The sequence below is a fragment of the Polyangiaceae bacterium genome (assembly GCA_016715885.1).
In the GTDB taxonomy this organism is placed as follows: domain Bacteria; phylum Myxococcota_A; class Polyangia; order Polyangiales; family Polyangiaceae; genus Polyangium.
In genome coordinates this window covers 850,268-866,789 of sequence record JADJXL010000025.1, presented here as the reverse complement: position 1 = coordinate 866,789, position 16,522 = coordinate 850,268, and the positions used below count along the sequence as shown (strand labels likewise).

Below are 16,522 nucleotides of genomic sequence, written 5' to 3'. Positions count from 1 at the left end.
GAGTTATTTCTTCTTTGCTTTCGTCGCAAATCCACGCTTCTTCATGAGCGCCTCCGTTCCCGCATCCTTGCCTCGAAATGCCCGATACCCTTCGGCCGGGTCAATCGTATCTCCCACGGAAAACACGTGCTTCCGCAGTCGCTCGGCAACGGCCGCGTCGTACGGACCTTTCGCCTCCGTAAACGCATTGTACGCATCCGCCGTCAGCGTATCCGACCATAGATAGCTGTAGTATCCGGCCGAATACCCATCGCCCGCAAAGACGTGGCTGAACTGCGGCGTGCGATGACGCATCACGATTTCCGCAGGCATACCGAGCGCCTTCAACGTGTCCCGCTCGAATGCCCCCGCGTCGATGTCCTTGGCGCCCGCGAGGTGCAGCTTCATGTCGATGAGCGCGCTGCTCAAATATTCCACCGTGCCAAACCCCTGATTGAACGTCGACGCCTTTTCGATTTTTGCGGCGAGCTCCTTCGGTAGCGGTTTGCCCGTCTGGTAATGGACCGCAAACTTTTCGAGCAGCTCCGGCGTCGAAAGCCAATGTTCGAGCAATTGCGACGGAAACTCGACATAGTCCCGCGCGACGTGCGTGCCCGAAAGCGTCGGGTACGTGACGTTCGAGCTCAAACCATGCAGCGCATGACCAAATTCGTGGAACAACGTTTGCGCATCCGTCCAGCTAATCAGGATAGGCTCGCCCTCCTTGCCCTTCACGAAATTGGAATTGTTGCTGACGATCGTCGTCACCTCGCCCTTGAATCGCTCCTGGCTTCGATACGCATTCATCCACGCTCCAGAGCGCTTCCCCTTGCGTGCATACGGATCGAAATACCACAGCCCCACGTGTTTGCCGGTCGACTTGTTCTTGACCTCCCAAACGCGCACGTCGGGATGATACACTTCCACGTTCGTGACCGGCGTGAAGCTGAATCCGAAAAGCTCTCCCGCGACCCAAAACATCCCTTCGCGGAGTTTTTCCAACTGCAAGTAAGGTTTTACCTCGTTCTCGTCGAGGTCGTACTTGGCCTTGCGCACCTTTTCCGCGTAAAACCGATAATCCCACGGCTCGACCTTGCGCTTGACGCCCGCCTTTTTCGCGATCGCCGTCATGTCCGCGACCTCTTCACGCACCCGCGCCACCGCCGCCGGCCAAACTTCTTCCAAAAGCGCCATCGCTCGATCGGGCGTCTTCGCCATGGCATTTTCCAAACGCCAATGCGCATGCGTTTCGTATCCGAGCAGCTTTGCTCGTTCCGCCCGGAGTTTTAGTATCTCCGAAATGATCTTCTTGTTGTCACGCGCATCGCCATTGTCACCGCGACTGACGAAGTTTTTCCACACCTTTTCGCGTAGTTCATCGCGCGCCGAATACGTGAGGAATGGTTCGACCGACGACCTCGTATTCGTAATGACCCACTTGCCTTCCATTCCTTTGGCTTTTGCCGCCGCAGCCGCTGCGGAACGCACCGATTCGGGCAAACCATCGAGGTCCGATTCTTTCTCGATGACCACCGTGTAGTTTTCTTCGTCCGCGAGCACGTTTTGGCTGAAGTTCGTGTAGAGCGATGCGAGGCGCTGGTTGATTTCCCCGACGCGTTTTTTCGCCGCTGCATCCAATTTCGCGCCGGAACGCACGAAATACGTATAATGGCGCCAGGTGAGCCTTTGCTGCTCGGCCGTGAGCTTGGCCTTTTCAGGAGAATTGTAGACGCCTTCGATCCGCTTGAAGAGCGCCTCGTTCTGCGTGATTTCGTCCGAAAATGCCGCGAGCTTCGGCGCCATTTCTCGCTCGACCGCCTGAAATTCCGGGCCATTCATCGTCGACGCCCAAATGCCGTACAGCACCATGACCCGATCGAACGTTCGGCCCATGTCTTCCATGGCCGCAATCGTGTTGTCGAACGTGGGCGATGCCGGATTTTTCGCAAGCGCGTCGATCTCTCGACGTTGTTCGTCCATCGCCGCAAGGATCGCAGGTTGGAACAACTCGACCTTGACCTTGGCAAACGGCGGAACACCGCCAAACGGCCCGGTCCATTTCTCGAGCAAAGGATTGGTCGTTTCAGGTGCAGGAGCCGAGGTCATTGCAGTGGTCGTCGCGGTGGCGGATACAACGGGAAGTGCATTCGCAGAGGGCGCAGGTTCAGGGGCCGACGCGCACGCGGACGCGCCGGCAAGGGCAGTGGCTCCGAAAAACAAAACATGGTTACGCATCGGCGAAGACTCCTCTCGTGTGACTCGAACGTGCCATACCGCAATTGGACGACGCGCGCCACCTGTTGTGACGAACTTGGACGTCAGGCATATCGGGAATTAGCCGCCAAGCCTGTCGGCAAGGGTCGAGGCTAAACGCATGCCCTCGCGCCAAGCCTGTCGGCAAGGGTCGAGGCTAAACGCATCCCCTCGCGCGATGCCTGTCGGCAAGGTCGAGGCTATCTTGATGCCCTCGCCCGAGGCCTCGTTCTAGCCTCGGGGCTATGCACACCCCCTCGCGCGATGCCTGTCGGCAAGGGTCGAGGCTAAACGCATCCCCTCGCGCAATGCCTTGCGGGTAGGGTCGAGGCTAAACGCATGCCCTCGCCCGATGCCTCGTTTTAGGGTTGGCTTACGAAAAACTGGGCTCGTCGACTGCGATCCTAGCGTACGTTTGTTATCTCATACACTTTGGTTCCCTGCGGCGTGCTCACTTCCGCGTCGTCCCCTTCCGATAAACCCATCAATGCTTTTCCCAGGGGGCTCGTCGGAGTGACCACCTGCACGTCCGTTTCACCCGCGCGAATGCGTTGCCCGCCGGCAACGGGCAAAATGAAGCAAACGAGCTTCGATGTGCCTTGTGATAACTCCACGAGCGCCGTGGCAGCGATCTTGTCGCCCGAGGAAAACGTTCGAACCGGAATGGAGCTGAGCAACGCAAGGGATCGTTCGAGCTCCCGAGCTCGTTCGGCTTGCCCTCGAGCGAGGTAGGACGCCTCCGTCGAACGCATGTCCTTGTCGTTTTCGGGCTTGTTGTCTTCGTGCGTCACCGCGGCAGCCGCTTCGAGCGCAATCCGCGCCATCGCAGCTCGTTCTTCTTCGAGACGTGAGCGGAGTGCATCGAGGAGAGCTCGTTTGTCCATGGTGCTTTCGTCATCGTGGCAAATTGCGGATCGAACGCAAGCGGCTGAAATCAGACGGGCAAGCTGTGCATCGAGCCGACGTCATCCGTGATTGCGGTATGAACGACGGCGCACGAGTATTATGCCAATGCCAGCGGCCAAGAGTGCAAGCATGTTTGCATCGGGCGCGTGATCGATTGCGTGAATGCTGCACATGCCGCTCCCGCGACGATTGTCGGGTGTTGGGCCCACTGGAGGCGGCGTAGGTGTTGCAGATACGGCGGGAATCGCAGATGCGGCGGTCGAGGAGGGGGTCGGCTCGGGTGATGTCGCCGAAGGTGCTGCGGACGAAGGCGGCGCAGCGCTCGAATTCGATGGAGCAGGTCCTTTGCACCAAACGGCGACGTAGCTACCCGCGCCGCCTTCCTCGCAGCGCCGAGTGTACCCGTCTTTTTGCAGAGCTTCTTGACAGGGGTCCGGATTCTGGTAGCCCCGGCATTGTTTGCAGAGCGCGCCGCTTTTCTGTTCTTTTTCAATCGAACATGACGGCTCCCAGCCCGGAGGACGCGGAAGATCCGCGCGCGCCAAGCTCGGCGCTCCGAGCTGCGACAATGCAATCAACGTGATCGAGATGAAGCGGGTAATGAAGGTGGATTGGAGTTGGGTCATGGCGGTTTGCGAGCTCGATGGGTGCGAGAGCGACTCGCATGCTCATCCTCCACGCCTGTCGGCAAAAGTCAATGTCTAGCTGCACGAATGCACGCGGCTGAGGTTCGGTGCTCGCGTACGCTCTTGTCGCTTGACACGGCACGCTCGAGGCGCGCATCATCGCTTGTATGAAATCATCGAACGTAATGCGCGGACCCGTTTGTCTTTTAGGCTTTGCGGCGCTGATCACGGCTTTGCCATTGGCATGTTCGCCCGACGCCAGCACCACGGTAGGTTCGAGCGCATCGAGCTCGAGCGGCAGCGGCCAAGGTGGTGCGGGACAAGGCGGCGCCAATCAAGGAGGCGGGGAAGTCGGTGGCATGGGACAAGGTGGCGATGGGGGCGTCATTTTCCCCGCGGGCGTAGGCGGAGCGGGCGGGGGCGGAGGCGGCCCGAATTGCAATACGATTCTCAAGGCAATCGTGCGCGACTTTGCCGTGAGCCATCCTGATTTCGAGTACGTGGTCGGCAATGATTTGGGCATCGTGCAATCGATGCTCGGTCCGGATGCGAAACCCGTTTATGCCGGCAATCCGACGACGCCGACGACGACCGGCAAAGAAAACTTCGATCAATGGTACAACGACGTTCCAGGCGTCAACATCGCGATACCGATCGAAATTCCGCTGATGGATGCCGGCAATGGGACATACACGTTCGCCAGCAATGCGTTTTTCCCGATTGATGACCAAGGCTTTGGCAACGAGGGGAACATTCACAATTATCACTTCACGCTCGAGATGCGTACGCAATTCGAGTACAAAGGCGGTGAGGTGTTCACGTTCACGGGAGACGACGATCTGTTTACGTACATCAATGGCAGGCTCGCCATCAACCTCGGTGGCGTGCACGGCGCTCAGAGCAGCTCCGTGGACCTCGACGCCCGCGCTGCAGAACTAGGGATCGTGCCCGGCAACAAGTATTCGCTCGACTTCTTCTTCGCCGAGCGGCACACGAGCGAATCGAACTTCCGCATCGATACGACGATCGGCTGCTTTTCAGAGCCGCCCGTGCCGAATTGAAGCTCCTTCTTGACGACCGTCGGGGGCGGCCGTCAAGCTCCCCGCGCTTTTCGTGCCCCACATTGCGCTCGAGCGGGATCTGTCCTGATCGCGAGCGGTGCGACACCCCACCAAAATCAACGCCGACGTTGGATCACTCAAAAGCTGGGAACCTTGGGTCCTTGTTGCTGTCTTGGGCTCGCATGGAAACGACCTCTCCGAAATGCCGCGAAGATGGGCACTTCGGTCGAGGTTTTGGCGAGGGCGAATACGCTTTCGCCGATCGATTCGAAAAATTTTGGACAACGAGCCCTTCGACATGTTCGCGGGGCATTTCCCCGCGTTGACGCGGGACGGCACGAGAAAGGCTGGCGGACCATGCAAGGCAAGCAAAAAGTCGCATTGACGTTTGCGCTTTATCAGAATGACGCATTGGTGCGTCGAGAAACCGTAACCCAGGATATCGTCAAGGTTGGAAAAGATCCGAAGAGCCATTTGCGCGTCGACGACGAGCTTGCGTCGCGTATGCATGCGGTCATCGAAGTTGCTTCGCTCGAGGACATTACGCTGATTGATTTGGGCAACGAGCCTGGGACGCTGGTCAATGGCGCGCGGGTGAACAAGGTCAAGATTCACGTGAATGACCAGGTTCAGATTGGCGGGACGAAGCTGGTGCTGGAAAAGGCCGAGCCGGTTGCCGTGGCTGCAGGTGCCGCTCCTGCTGCGGGAAATCCGTTTGCCGCTCCCGCTGCGGGCAATCCGTTCGGCGCGCCGGCCAATCCGTTTGCCGGAGCCAATCCGTTTGGCGCGGCGAGCGCTACGCCTGCGTTCGGTGCCGATCCGTTTGGCGGGAACAACCCGTTTGCTCAGCCGAAGGCGCCTGCGCACGACGAGGTTCCGCACGACGCACCGGAAGGTTCGTACACGTACCAGCTCGTCAAGAGCGGCCCGGACGTCCCGAATGAAGAGGTCGAGACGTCGACGGCGTCGGTGGAAGTGATGATTCTTTGGGATCAAACGATCCTGCACGTCGCGCACTTGACTCCGCCGCGTTCGTATTACGTGGGCGAAGAGAAGAGCAAGACGTCGCAATGCGACTATTACGTGCCGCAAGAAAAATTGGCGCAGCGCGGGTTCCCGTGGTGCTCGCGGATCGTGGTGGTTCGATTTCCGTCGTCCTTTTGCCTCGAGCAAAAGGTTCGATCGAGCTTGCTGGGCAGCCGAAGATGACCGTGCAGCAAGCGATCGATAGTGGGAAAACGCAACCTTGCGCCGAGCTTTCGGGCGCGATGCAAATTGCATTGCCCGCAGGTTCCAAGGCGAAGATCGACATCGATGGTTTGATTTTTCAGGTGTCGACGGTCAATGCTGGTCGTGCGGTCGCGGGTCGCTTCAACGTCGACGCGCAAGGGTTCATGTACCATGGTTTGTCGGCGGCCGTGCACCTTGGACTTTTGGCGGCAATGGCGTTTTTCATGCCGCCGCTCGGAGCCACGGGTGAAGATGGCATTTCGGACGACCAGAAATTCATGATTCAGCAATACCTCAATGCGGCAGCCGAAAAGGAGCAAGAGGAGAAGCCGCCGGAGGAGACTGCGGAAAACAACGCGGACAACAAAGAAGGCGGCACGGGCACACGCGCCAAGGGTGAAGAGGGTTCCATGGGGAATCCCAATACCAAGGCGAGCGGAAATAAGTTTGGCGTGCAGGGTCCCAAGGACAATACCGACCCGCACATTGCTCGCCAAGCTGCTCTTCGTGACGCCGCTGAATTCGGCATGATCGGTCTGCTCAATGCGGGCGCCGGTGGTGATCCGAATGCTCCGACCGCTCCGTGGGGCCGCGACGATTCGCTCGGCAACGATCCATTGAGCGCTCGCGGCAACATGTGGGGCGACAACATCGGTGATTCGTTTGGCGCTGGTGGCCTTGGTTTGTCCGGTATTGGCGAAGGTGGCGGCGGTCGCGGTGAAGGCATCGGCCTCGGTTCGATCGGTACGATTGGTCATGGCGCAGGCACGGGCACTGGCCAAGGGTTTGGCTCGGGACATGGACGTTTGTCCGGGTCGCACAGGACCAAGCCCCCGCAGGTGCGCATGGGCGCAACGAGCGTGAGCGGTCGTTTGCCCCCCGAGGTCATTCAGCGTATCGTTCGGCAAAACTTCGGTCGGTTCCGATTGTGCTACGAAAACGGATTGCGAAACAATCCGAACTTGCAGGGTCGCGTTTCGGTGCGTTTCGTCATCGGTCGTGACGGAGCCGTGTCGAACGTGGGTAATGGTGGATCGGACATGCCGGACGGCGGCGTCGTTTCGTGCGTCGTGCGAGCCTTCTATGGTTTGTCGTTCCCGCAACCCGAAGGCGGCATCGTGACGGTCGTTTACCCGATCATGTTCAGCCCTGGCGGTTGATGTGTTTCGGAGCCGGGACACGGCTTGCACGCTCGATTAGCGCGCGTGGGACGCGCGCTAATCGAGGCTAGTTTACGATGGGGGGGTCCGCGGCGAGGCGCGGACGCCCCCCATACCCCCCCAAAAGGACCATTTGCAGCGCTCATTACCACGCTTGCTACGCTGCCTTCTGCTCCATTCCCTCAGCATCCTTCATCGCATGATTCACCACCCATTGCCGAACGTAGGCCAAGTGCCGTTCTTCGGCGCGAATCGCATCGCGGAAATCGTCCGCCATGGCGTCGTGACCGAGCATCGTGGCAAGCTCGATCAATAACTCCCAACCCTCCGTGTCCGCCAGTTCCGCCACGAGAATCGCGTGCAGCGATTGCGCCAGCGTCGCGCGCGGATCCGTGATTACCTGCATGATTCCCATCGCTTCCACGCCCGCGATATTGGCCGATGGCGTCACCGCCGTCGGATCTGCGCCCAAACTCTCGAGAGCGCTCTTCATGACGTGGAAATGGCGTACCTCGTCATTGTGGAATTCCGCGAGCAGCTCACGCGACGGACCTCCATCGTAAGATCCCTGCGCGTCGTACTTGGCAAGCAGCGCTTCGTAGAGGCGTGCGCCCGTGCGTTCGAATGCCAGCCGTTCGCCGAGTTTGTCCAGAAATACGGCAGGATTCGCCGTCAATCCTTCGATGACCGTACGAACGACACCCTTGATGGTCGTGGGCGGAGGCATCGTGCCCATGACGGACGACGTGGAGATGTACGAAACGCGCAATTCGGCTATTTCGCTCTCGTCGCCAGGCGGACTCACCGTGCATTCTTCCGCTACTTTTGCCATGTCTTTCGAATCGATCGGGCTCACTCCAGCGCCCGTTCGATTCATGCCCATATCGGTCGGTTCTTTCACGTCGAAACTCCTTTCTGTCCCCGCTCAGGCAGCTTTCTTTGCCATTTCGGTTCCGGGAACCCAGTGGTACCCGGCAGCGACCGTTTGGCTGGGCGAACCTTCGGAATTGAGCTGATTCCGGTAGGCAATCGACGGCGAATTCGGCGGCACCTGACTCTCGGGTACGAACCGAGGTCCCACGGCGCGGAGATCCACTTCGTCCGCCAGCACCTTGCGCACGTAGTCTCGGTGGCTCATGTACCCGATTCGCTCGGGCAGCGATTCCGGAACGATTTCCATCGGATCGCGGTTTTCGATCCGTTGAAACAGATCCATCACGTAATGCAGGTGTCCGAGCTCGTGCGCGAGCGCGCGTTCCCAAATCGCCTTGATACGAGAATTGGTCTCCTGCTCCATGCAGCCCAAGTAATTCCAAACCTCGGTGAGCTCGTGGAGCACCCACTTTTCGAGCATCGTTTCGGTTGGATCTTGCATCGATTCGTATTGCGTGACGTGCTGCTCTTCGATATGCGCAATTTCGGCATAGAGCAGCCGGGCCATCGGGTCGGCAAAGAAGGGCCCGATATTCTGGTAATAATTCTGGGTTTGCTGCTCCCCCGACACGATCGTGAGCGCCGAGATCTTCGTGATCGGAGCCGCGCTCGTTCGATCGTACGGCAATCGCACGTCGTCGTCGGGGTGCCGGTGTTCGACCATCGTCGGTCGCCCCGGCAGAATATCCGTGTACGATTGCAAAATCGAGTTCGCGTCTTTTCCTTCCAGCCTATCGAGCAGCGCCGAATAGCGGTAGAGGTGATCGAAGTCTTCGAGCAGTCCGAAGCGGTGAATCTGCGCCATGTAGGGATCGGGCTCGAGCAGCGCGAGACTCGCCGTCACTTCGATGGCCACTTGCTCGTACGCAATGGTCGTTTCGATGGGTGATTGGTCTGCGGGCAAGAGCCAGTTGACGAGTACTTGCTGATGGGCCTCGATCCGACGCACGCGGGCGAGGTGCAGGCGCAAGTCTCGATTTTGCCTGGCAAAGAAATGCTGGAAACGATTCGCTTCCATTTCGATGCCGTTCATCAGAATGATTCGCAACCGCGTGAAGGCGTCGTCGTTCAACTTGCTGATGGGCTCGCGCACCAGGTCGCGCCACGTGAAATCTTCCTGGCGATCCAGAGGAATTCCCTTTTCATGTTTGATGTCGAGTGCCACGAGGTCCCTCCTTGTTCAGCTTCCCCGCATTGCCAAATGAATGGCATGGCCGAGCCACGACTCGGCAGAGCAGGAGCCCCTTTGCAAAAAGTCGACTCGATTCACATGCCCCGGGCAGCGAGCAGTCGGGTGCCGCTGTGAGCGATTTCCGCCCGCCCTGGGCTTACGCCGTGTGCCCAGACTCCCCATGCTCCGCGTCGAACCACCGTTGCAGGATGCTCGGGAGGACAAACCATGGATACAGCCAAAGTAGTGGAGAAACTCAACGACCTCATCAAACTCGATGTCGACGCGATACACGCCTACGATCAGGCCATTTCGGCGTGCACCATGGACGAATTGAAGCGCAACCTCACCGAATTTCGCGCCGATCACGATAGGCACGTCCGCGATTTGAGCGAATGCGTGCGAGCGCTCGGTGGACAACCCGATGTCCGACGCGATTGGAAAGGGTTCTTCATCTCCGGCTTCACGGGGATCGTGAGCCAAGGAGATCACAGCGCGCTCGTGGCCATGCAGACGAACGAAGAGCTGACCAACTCGACGTATCACAAGGCGCTCGACCTCGAGAATTTGTCGCCCGACGTTCGCTCGCTACTCGAGAAAAACTACTCGGACGAACAGCGCCACCTTCAGTGGATCAAGGCTCAATTGTCGGCGCGCGTGTGGGAGCGCAAGGCGGCCTGAGCCCTTCGGGCGACATCACGACAAAGAACATATCCCGTGCGGCACGGATTCGTTGTATAGTCCGTGCCCATGGAGCCGAAGACGCAGGTCGAGATTCAACTTGGCCACATGTGCAACAACCGTTGCGTCTTCTGCGTGAGCGGCCAGGAGACGGCGCTTGGCCGAGCACGGCCGCTCGATCGCGAACCCATTCTTGCTGAAATTCGTGCAGCTTTCGCCGCTGGGCATCGCAAGATCACGTTGCTCGGCGGCGAGCCCACGCTTCAGCCGGCGTTCTTGGACGTCGTGCGTGAAACAGTGGCGCTCGGCTTCGAAGAAATCGTCCTATTCACCAATGGCGTGAAGACCGCGCGCGCTTCGTTCGTCGACGAAATCCTGGCAACGGGTGGGCGTTTTACGTTTCGTTTTTCACTGCAGGGAGCGACCGAAGAAGCGCACGAACGCACGACGCGCAAAGATGGCTCGTTCGCTCGTCTGCTTCAATCGATGCGTCACGTCCATGAGCGCGGCCAGAAGCTCACCGTGAACATGTGCGTCGTCAAGTCGAATTACGAATCGGTCGACGTTTTTCCCGAATTGCTCTTGCCGCTCGAAGCATCTCAGCTCCATTTGGACATGGTCCGTCCGCTCGATGCAGGCGTCCGAACGGAAGCCGAGTTTGCGGACATGATTCCGCGTTATTCTGATATGGTACCGGCGCTCGAACGCATGATTCGGGGTTTTCCCAAGGGATTCGACGTCAACATCGGCAATTTGCCATATTGCATTGCGCCTCATCTTGCGCCTTTCATCCACCACGATGGCGAAAAGACGATGACGATCGCCGTCGATGGCGACAAGAAACTCAGCAAACCCTGGGACAAGTACCTCGTCAAACGCCGGGACAAATCCAAGCCCGAAGGGTGTCGCACGTGCGTATTCGAGTCTCGATGCAGCGGCGTGTTCGAGAAATATCGCGAGCTGTATGGTGACGCCGAATTCGTTCCAGTTTCACTCGAAAAACTCGCGACGGTCGATCCCGAACGAGAATCGTTTGCGGTGCATGCCCGGGCGCTCGTGGGGCAAGCATTTCGAGATTTCGCTCCGCCGGCACCGTATTCGGCATTGGAGCTCGTGGAGCTTGGTGAAAAAGCGGTCTCCGTGCGGCTCGTGGGATCCGATGCGTTATGCATCGAGCTGCGGCCGCGAAGCGCCGGGCAGGGGATGGGTGCGTTCGATTGGTTTTCGGTGTGGCTGACGAAAGCACCGGCGGATTCGGCGGTTGCAATGATTGGATTGTGCGCGCTCCGAGAGCGTTTGGCTGCGGTCGTGAAGGTGGTGCATCCCATTGCGGAAGATGCGATCGTGCCGACGCTTCGAAGCGTGGCGGCGCGGCTCTTGGCATTGCGGCAAAAGGCACCTTTCGGCGCATTGAAGTGGACGGACGTGCGCGTGCAAGATGCGGGGCGGCGTGCGGAATTGCGCCTGGAAGGGCCGCGCGGCGAAGAGGCTTGGGTTTGGCTTGGCGAACGCGATGGGCGGCCCGTGGGGGGATATCGCGTGGCCGAGGGAGCGGTGACGGACGAGGTAAAAGAGGGGCTCAGGGCGGTGATGGCGGCGCTTGGCCCGCGCTGATGGTTGTATAAATACATCGATAATGATTTGGGCCTTCCTGTGTCATACTGTGCAAGTGTGCGCCATTACGGTGCTGAATTTATTCAAATTTCCGCACGAAATCCGCGGGCATGTCGTATGCTAGGTGGCGCGTTTGCCGGAGGTATTTCCCTATGAAGCTTGCTCATGCCCTGCTCTTGACCGTTCCTCTCGTTGCTGCTGCCGTTACGGCGTCGAACGAAGCCGCTGCATGCGGTGGTTGTGCCGCGCCCGTTGGGGAGGACACGCAGGTGACGGGTCACCGAATGCTTTTGTCGGTATCGAAGACGTCGACGACGCTTTGGGATCAAATCGAATATTCCGGTGCGCCGTCGTCGTTTGCCTGGGTTCTTCCCATCAAGGGTCAAGTCGAGATCGGTTTGTCCTCGGACGTGCTCTTCGCGCAGCTCAGCGATCTCACGAGAACGACGATTGCGCCTCCTCCGCTCAACTGTCCGCCGCCTCCGTCCTGCTGGGGCTGGAGTGAAGACGATTTGGCGGGCGGGACCGGAGGTTCCGGCGGAGCACCCAATGGCGGCGTGACCGTGATTTCTCAGCAAGTCGTCGGGCCGTACGACACGGTGCAGCTTTCTTCGCAGGATCCCGCTGCCCTCAAAAACTGGCTCATCATGAACGGCTACAACATCCCGCTCGATGTGGCGCCGGTCATCGACACCTACGTCAATGAGAAGTTCGATTTCCTTGCCCTGAAGCTCATTCCCGGCGCCGATGTCAATTCGATGCGGCCGGTGCGCATTACGTCGCAAGGGGCGGCCGCGTCGCTTCCTTTGCGTATGGTCGCGGTCGGCACGGGCGCCATTACGCCGATTACTTTGTGGATGATTGGCGAGGGCCGGTATGAACCGACGAACTTCCCGTGGTTCACCATTGGCCAGCCGGAAATCGTGTGGAACTGGGACACGTCCGAATCGAACTACGCAAAGTTGAAGGACGATGGCTTCACGATGGGCAACAATTCGAATTGGCTCGTCCAGCATGCTCGTCCGCTCTCGCAATGGTCCGTGCGCAGCGCGCTCGAGCAGGTCGTCAGCATCATCCCCGAACAAAGCGGCTACGGCGATCCGGCCGACGGATACGCCACGGCATTCGACGAGCTCGACGCGGACATGCAAAAGGCTTTCGGAGGGCTCAATGAAGGCTCGATTTGGCTCACGCGCATGAATGCCGAGCTTGCGCGCCAGGCGCTCGACAAGGACCTTGCGATTGGTGCTTCCGCTGCGCAGACGGAGATTTCGAGCTTCTTTCAGGCAACGAAAGCGATTGGCACGCCGCCGGCGTGCCCCGTCTACGATCCGTGCCCGCCGAGTGGCTCCAACAATCCTGGCGGCGTGGACACGGGCGGCGTTTGGTGGGGTGACTTCGGCGACGGCAAACCGAACAACGGCGGCGCGTCGTCGGCTGGTTGCGCCGTCAGCGGCGAATCGAATGGCGCGGCGGCGCTCGTGATCATGGGCGTTGGTCTCGGCTTGTCGATTTCGCGCCGTCGCCGCGCTGCGCGTTCCGACAATCGCTGATTTACCGTCAATCAGCTCGCGCGTGACAAATGTGCCGGCGGATTGAAGTCCGCCGGCATGTTTCCAAGACCCTCCCGGACGACTTTGTCCCAATATCGTGCACCTGTCGTCACCATGGCTCGATGCATGTCGGGCGCGTTTTTTCGTGCGATTTCCATCGCCCGCGTCGTCGTACGGAAGACGTGATAGGCGCCTATCAGCGGCGTTTTCGGCACGGCCAGCGCGTCGGCCATTTCGTCGCCCAACAGGGCGCGACAAAATCCTCGGCCCATTTCGCGACGAAAGAGCCCCATCCTTCGTTCTTCGGGCGTCTTCGCGTTCGTCAAGGCCGCATCGAAAAGTGCTTTCGTGAGCGCACGAGAATCCTCGTCCGGTTTGCCCTGCGTTGCCCTTATCAGCTCGGCAAGGTTTCGAGCTTCGAACTCGGACGTTGGCAAAATTTCCGTATCGACGCCCATCACGTGTCCGGCATATCGCCAAAGATGCATGAAGGCTTCCGATTCGTCGCGATTGGTTTCGATGCCCAGCCGGCGCACACCTTCGAGGAAAACCAGCGAAAATAGAAGCGTCGTCGCGGCCATGTCGTGCTGATTGATGGGATCGCCCCATGCATCGGTCCGCCAATACGGGGCACGTCGCAACATGTAGCGCACCTGCGCATGCATCAAACGCACGCGTACCGTAATGGCAAACGCATCACCACGACGGCGAAAGCCATCGACTTGCCCAACGGCTTGGACAAACCGGCTCGTTTCGGCGAGCCGTCTCGCTGCTCGCTCCGTCAGCCGCCCGGAAAAAATGAGCGGCTTGTTGCCTCCTGGATCCGCGTAACCGAGCACGAGCGACGCAGCCGCGAGCACGATGCCTCCCAAGACACCCGACCGCAGAAGGAACTCGTTACCCCGGCGCATCGCATCCCAATCCACCCATGCAGGGATGTAATCGAGGTGTTCGAACAGCGCGCGCATTGCAGGCGGAAGCTGCGCATACGACCCTGCCGGCTGCGCGAGCGCTTGGTTCACGAGCGCAAAACCTCGACCGCCCGGCATTTCGCGCATCTCCTCGATCACCGCATCCGCGAGCGGATCACCGCGCAGCAAAAACGGCGCGAGCCGATCCACTCGATCTCCAAAACGAGTGCGAGCCGTGGCGAGGTTTTGATATCGCGTCGGAATCACAGCCGCATTATAGGGCAATATGGCTGCCAGACGAGTCCCACTGCATGCTTTTCGTTCATTCGTGACATTTCATCGAGCTGACCTCGGGTCGTCCCGGATTGTGCCGGAAGGAAGGTCGCCGGGTCGTCGCGCCGAACCTGAAGGACCGTGAATCTTGCTCGCCCTGAGCTCGCGAGATCGCTGCTAGCATCCGAGCTCTCATGATCCCTACGCGATCAAAGTGTTTGTCCTGCTCGAACCCTGACCTCGACGTACGCGGAGGCGTGCCGTGACAAACCCGAGCCCCGACGTCGCCGCGCCCGTGGAAGACGCGCAGCCCAAGTTTCGCTTTCTTCCTCCGATCGGATCGAAGCGCTACCACGTTCTCTTGTCGCTGGTGGCCATCCTGATCCTCGGACCGCTCGGCGGCATCGCGTCGGCGTACATGAACTTCAGCCTCGGATTTTTCGTCGGAGGCCAGGTTCTCGCCGGGATCTTGGGCAGCGCCGTGACGTACGGCTACGGCGCCGAGGGCAAACACGGCGCCAACTACATGCAGACGATGGCCGCCAGCGTCGCAGGCATGTGCGCGATGGGCGTGCTCATCCAAGCCATGACGTGGCTCGACATGCCCTTGCCTCCCGCACCGCAGCTCATGCTGTTTTTCATGTGCGTCGGCATGTTTGGCGTCGGCCTCGGCATGGTGTACACGCCGCTGCTCGTCGATCGTTTGAAGCTCGATTACCCGTCCGGGCTTGCCGTTGCGAACATCCTTCGAGCGCTCACGGACAAACGCTTGTTGAAGCGTTCCATCGGGCAACTCGGCGGAGGCGCAGGGGCAGGATTTGGTTTTGCCTGGCTTTCGCACAAGCTCCCTTTCATCGCTGCGTCGCACATCTCGGCATCGACGATCGGCGCGGGCATGATCGTAGGCGCTCGCATCGTCGTTCCAGGCCTGCTCATGGGGCTCATCGGACACGCGCTCCGGCCTTATCTCGTGTCGATCGGATGGCTCGAACAGGGCGCGAGCTTCCGCGTGATCGGCTTTCTCATCGGTCTCGCGATGATCCTTGGAGCTGCGATCGTCGACATGAGTCTCATCGGCGTGGAAGCTCTGCGTCGCATCCGAGAGCAAGCCGGCAAGAAGCTCGACCAGAACGCCGAAGAAGCGTGGAAACAGGTCAATCCCAGGCGTCTCATCGCCTGGGTCGTCTTCTGGGGCATCGCACTCACCATCGTCGCCACGCAGGTTCTTGGTCAACCCATCGAGTTCATCCTGCTCGGGATCGTGCTCGCGTCGGTGTTTGTCCTGATAAACGGCATCTCGATGGGCATCTCGGATTCGAACCCCATCTCGAGCGCGTTCGTCATCTCGGTGCTGCTCATGTCTGGGCTTGGTTTGAGGGATCCACGCGTCGGCATGATGGCGGCGAGCATCCTCTTGATTTCGTGTTCGGTCGGCGGCGACATGCAGCAGGATCGATCGACCGGGTGGCGTCTTGGGACAAACCGCACCGTTCAGTTTCGCTACCAAACGATCGGCATCGTCATGGGTTCGATCCTCTGCGTGGTGCTTGCACAAACGTTCATGCAGGCCTACCCCGTGCTGAAGATCAACTCGTTCGTGCATCGCGACGTGGACGTGGGTCAGTGGCAGAGCGCGATGACGTTCAAGTTTGTCGGGGTACTTCAAGATCTCGACAAGCTGCCGGCGTACAAGATCAAGGCGCTCGTGCTCGGGTTGGCGATCGGGATCGTGACGTCCGTCTTGCGCAAAGTCGTCAATGGTAACCAGCGCTATCGCGCGTATGTCAAGGGGTCGCGCAAGGGATTCGTCGTGGGCTTCTGCGTCGACACCTTCTTGCTTCCGACGCCTTATGCGACGTCGTTCGGCGGGTTTGTCGAACTGATGACGACCGTTTGGTTTGCGTTCGGTGGCGTGATGTCGTCGCTTTACAACACGCTTCAGGCTCGAAAGGCTGCGCAAGCGAAAGACGAGAAGAAAGACGACGTTCCGGAGGACATGAGCACCACGTCGCTCGTCGGCGGAGGGCTCATTGCGGGCGAGGCGTTATTTGCGCTTTTCGTGGGAGTCGTGGGACTCGTGCAAAATGTCCTTTTGAAGCCGGCGGCTCCGCAAGTGCCGCCATCCAAGTGATCGCCACCTTGCGATTACGGGGGCGCTGCTTTGGCTAACG

General features: G+C 59.5%; 11 protein-coding genes and 1 pseudogene. 6 read left to right on the top strand and 6 right to left on the bottom strand.

Annotated features, from left to right (window positions below; all coding sequences use genetic code 11):
* Nucleotides 1-3: 3 nt before the first annotated feature.
* From IPM54_38520 to IPM54_38510, 3 genes are all read right to left on the bottom strand, one after another.
* Complete coding sequence (locus IPM54_38520) at nucleotides 4-2,214, bottom strand: M3 family metallopeptidase (protein MBK9265672.1); 2,211 nt, start codon at nucleotides 2,212-2,214, stop codon at nucleotides 4-6.
* A gap of 422 nt (nucleotides 2,215-2,636) precedes the next feature.
* Entirely contained in the window at nucleotides 2,637-3,116 is a 480-nt protein-coding gene (locus tag IPM54_38515; GenBank protein MBK9265671.1) for a GreA/GreB family elongation factor, read from the bottom strand.
* Between the two features lie 81 nt (nucleotides 3,117-3,197).
* The gene (locus tag IPM54_38510; GenBank protein ID MBK9265670.1) at nucleotides 3,198-3,764 is read right to left on the bottom strand and encodes a hypothetical protein; all 567 of its coding nucleotides are present in this window, start codon (nucleotides 3,762-3,764) and stop codon (nucleotides 3,198-3,200) included.
* A 185-nt stretch (nucleotides 3,765-3,949) separates the two neighbouring features.
* Here IPM54_38510 and IPM54_38505 point away from each other — a divergent pair, with 185 nt between their 5' ends.
* Nucleotides 3,950-4,825: a fibro-slime domain-containing protein gene (locus IPM54_38505; GenBank protein MBK9265669.1), complete on the top strand. Its 876-nt coding sequence runs from the start codon at nucleotides 3,950-3,952 to the stop codon at nucleotides 4,823-4,825.
* Nucleotides 4,826-5,182: 357 nt separating this feature from the next.
* A pseudogene (locus IPM54_38500) lies at nucleotides 5,183-7,215 on the top strand (FHA domain-containing protein).
* Nucleotides 7,216-7,372: 157 nt separating this feature from the next.
* Here the strand turns inward: IPM54_38500 and IPM54_38495 are convergent.
* Nucleotides 7,373-8,116, bottom strand: a complete 744-nt coding sequence (locus IPM54_38495) for a ferritin-like domain-containing protein (protein MBK9265668.1) — start codon at nucleotides 8,114-8,116, stop codon at nucleotides 7,373-7,375.
* 24 nt (nucleotides 8,117-8,140) lie between these two features.
* Nucleotides 8,141-9,313, bottom strand: coding sequence for a hypothetical protein (locus IPM54_38490; GenBank protein MBK9265667.1), 1,173 nt, complete (start codon nucleotides 9,311-9,313; stop codon nucleotides 8,141-8,143).
* 234 nt (nucleotides 9,314-9,547) lie between these two features.
* Between IPM54_38490 and IPM54_38485 the strand changes: the two genes are divergently transcribed.
* The 3 genes from IPM54_38485 (at nucleotide 9,548) to IPM54_38475 (ending at nucleotide 13,167) form a co-directional block, all read left to right on the top strand.
* On the top strand, nucleotides 9,548-10,000 hold the full coding sequence (locus tag IPM54_38485; protein ID MBK9265666.1) for a ferritin-like domain-containing protein: 453 nt from the start codon (nucleotides 9,548-9,550) through the stop codon (nucleotides 9,998-10,000).
* Nucleotides 10,001-10,069: 69 nt separating this feature from the next.
* Nucleotides 10,070-11,614: a radical SAM protein gene (locus IPM54_38480; protein MBK9265665.1), complete on the top strand. Its 1,545-nt coding sequence runs from the start codon at nucleotides 10,070-10,072 to the stop codon at nucleotides 11,612-11,614.
* A gap of 152 nt (nucleotides 11,615-11,766) precedes the next feature.
* Nucleotides 11,767-13,167: a DUF2330 domain-containing protein gene (locus tag IPM54_38475; GenBank protein MBK9265664.1), complete on the top strand. Its 1,401-nt coding sequence runs from the start codon at nucleotides 11,767-11,769 to the stop codon at nucleotides 13,165-13,167.
* Nucleotides 13,168-13,178: 11 nt separating this feature from the next.
* On the opposite strand, the gene IPM54_38470 is transcribed toward IPM54_38475, so the two are convergent.
* Nucleotides 13,179-14,363 carry a DUF2236 domain-containing protein gene (locus tag IPM54_38470; protein MBK9265663.1) on the bottom strand — a complete coding sequence of 395 codons (1,185 nt, stop codon included), beginning with the start codon at nucleotides 14,361-14,363 and terminating at the stop codon, nucleotides 13,179-13,181.
* A 322-nt stretch (nucleotides 14,364-14,685) separates the two neighbouring features.
* Here IPM54_38470 and IPM54_38465 point away from each other — a divergent pair, with 322 nt between their 5' ends.
* Complete coding sequence (locus IPM54_38465) at nucleotides 14,686-16,482, top strand: OPT/YSL family transporter (GenBank protein ID MBK9265662.1); 1,797 nt, start codon at nucleotides 14,686-14,688, stop codon at nucleotides 16,480-16,482.
* The last annotated feature ends 40 nt before the right edge of the window (nucleotides 16,483-16,522 follow it).